This window comes from Herbaspirillum sp. UBA812, assembly GCF_002296545.1.
GTDB classification, from domain to species: domain Bacteria; phylum Pseudomonadota; class Gammaproteobacteria; order Burkholderiales; family Burkholderiaceae_D; genus Herbaspirillum; species Herbaspirillum huttiense.
This window is the reverse complement of record NZ_DBIC01000125.1, coordinates 6,629-8,747: the sequence shown is the minus strand read 5'-3', so window position 1 is coordinate 8,747 and position 2,119 is coordinate 6,629. Positions and strand designations below refer to the sequence as shown.

The window sequence follows — 2,119 nt, the reverse complement described above, 5'->3', positions numbered from 1 at the left end:
ATGCTGCTGGTGACGCACGAGATGAACTTCGCCAAGCGCGTGGCCGACCGCATCATCTACATGCACCAGGGCCGGGTCTGGGAAGTCGGTCCCGGCGACATGCTGGACCACCCGCACACCCCCGAACTGCAAGCCTTCCTGGCTGCCGACCTGTAGCGCAAACGCTGTTGCCTGATCTGACCATTCATAAAATAACGGAGACACAAAATGAAACTAACCCCATTACGCCACCTCGCACGCCCGGCCATTGCGGCCCTGATCCTGGGCCTCGCTACCCATGCCGCACATGCCGACCAGCTCGACGATATCAAGAAGGCCGGCAAGATCCGCATCGCCACTACGTCCAGCACGCCGCTGTTCGGCTACAGCGACGAGAAGCTGCAACCGGCCGGCTCCGACGTCGACGCCGCGCGCCTGCTGGCGCAGGACCTGGGCGTGCAGCTCGACCTGATCCAGGTGGCCAATGCCGCGCGGGTGCCGACCCTGCAATCCAATCGTGCCGATATCGTGGTGGGCTCGCTGTCGATCACGCCGGAGCGCCTGAAGGTCATCGATTTCTCCACGCCCTATGCGGTCATCAGCCTCATCATCGGCGCACCCAAAAGCATGGCCATCAAGGACTATGCGGACCTCAACGGCAAGCGCATCGGCGTCACCCGCGCCACACCCAACGATACGCTGACCACGCAGAACGCCAAGGGCGCGGAGATCATGCGCTATGAGGATGACGCCACCCTCATCACCTCGATGGTCACGGGCCAGGTGGAAGTGTTTTCCAGCACGCCTTCCAACCTGCAGGAGATGCAGAAGAAGGCGCCGGGCAAGAATCTGGAAATGAAGTTCGAACAGAAGGCCTTTGACCTGGGCATTGCCATCAACAAGAACCAGCCGCGCCTGAAGGAATGGATCGACAACTGGGTCAAGACCAACCAGAAGAATGGCAAGCTCAATGCCATCTACAAGAAACATCACGGCCGCGATCTGCCGGCTGCCGTGCAGAATCCTGCGTAAGCCGGGTCTGCTCAAGCCACGCCGGGCGCTGCATGGCCCGGCGTTGTTGCGTCATGCGCAGCGTTCAGCGGCCTTCGAAGATACGCTGGCGTGCATGCCCGATATGGGCACGCATGGCCGCCTCGGCGTCTTGCGCCGAGCCTTGGGCGATGGCATCGATGATGGCCTGGTGTTCGTCATCGATGACCTGGATGCGCTCGCTCTCCTGCGGTGAGCCCAGGTTCTGCGCCAGTTCCATGCACTGGCGGATCGGGCCCAGCGCATGTTCGATGGTGGAGATGAAGAAGGGATTGCGCGTGGCCCGGGCGATGGCCATGTGCAGCGCCAGGTCTTCCTCCACGCCGGTCTGGCCTTGCAGCTGCGCGCGCCGCAGTGCTTGCAGGCAATGGCGCATCAGGGCGATGTCCTCTTCCTCGCGAGCCGTGGCCGCAATGCCTGCCGCACCCACTTCCACACACGCGCGAAACGCGTAATAGCGCTCCACGTCAGGGATGCTGGCAATCTGCGCCGGTGCGCTGCTTTGCAGGACCGGCAGCCGCTGCACATAGTTGCCCGAGCCCCGGCGCGAGACCACGATGCCTTCCGAACGCAGGCGCGAGAGCGCTTCCCGTACCGTCGTGCGGGAAGCCTCGTAACGCTGCGCCAGTTCCACTTCGGTGGGCAGCTTGCGGTTCTCGCCCAGTTCCCCGCGCAGGATGGACGCGATGATCTGCTTGCAGATGTGTTCGGACCGGCTGAGTTGGCCGCGATGTGAAGAATCGGGGGAGGGCGGGTGGAATGCTGACATGTACGATGACTGCTGCCGGGAAGTTCGTCTGCGGTCACTATGAAGGGTTCTGCGCCGGGGCGCAAGCCTGGGCTGCCCGGCGCGCGGGAAGATTCACCTCATCCCCCTGAAATCGGCCTGCAAAGCCGTTTCCATGAAGGAATCTGCATTTAATTCGGTTGACTTCCGGAGCCGCGATCATTAGAGTTGTCCACCTGCATGAAGAATTAGTCCGACTAATCGCAGCTCAACTTATACGACATCGTATAAATAAAATGATAAAAAAGATAAGAAAACTTCATCTGGAGACAGGCATGCATTCCCGATCTGCCTGAGCCCAGG

General features: G+C 61.3%; 2 protein-coding genes and 1 pseudogene. 2 read left to right on the top strand and 1 reads right to left on the bottom strand.

Features of this window, described 5'->3' with window-relative positions; genetic code table 11:
* Both B3873_RS08015 and B3873_RS08010 read left to right on the top strand, forming a co-directional pair.
* Window positions 1-156: pseudogene (locus tag B3873_RS08015) on the top strand (amino acid ABC transporter ATP-binding protein); the annotation flags it as partial.
* A 51-nt stretch (window positions 157-207) separates the two neighbouring features.
* Entirely contained in the window at window positions 208-1,011 is an 804-nt protein-coding gene (locus B3873_RS08010) for a transporter substrate-binding domain-containing protein (protein WP_286865146.1), read from the top strand.
* A gap of 64 nt (window positions 1,012-1,075) precedes the next feature.
* Here the strand turns inward: B3873_RS08010 and B3873_RS08005 are convergent, their stop codons facing one another.
* Window positions 1,076-1,798 carry a FadR/GntR family transcriptional regulator gene (locus tag B3873_RS08005; protein ID WP_209534022.1) on the bottom strand — a complete coding sequence of 241 codons (723 nt, stop codon included), beginning with the start codon at window positions 1,796-1,798 and terminating at the stop codon, window positions 1,076-1,078.
* Between the last annotated feature and the right edge of the window lie 321 nt (window positions 1,799-2,119).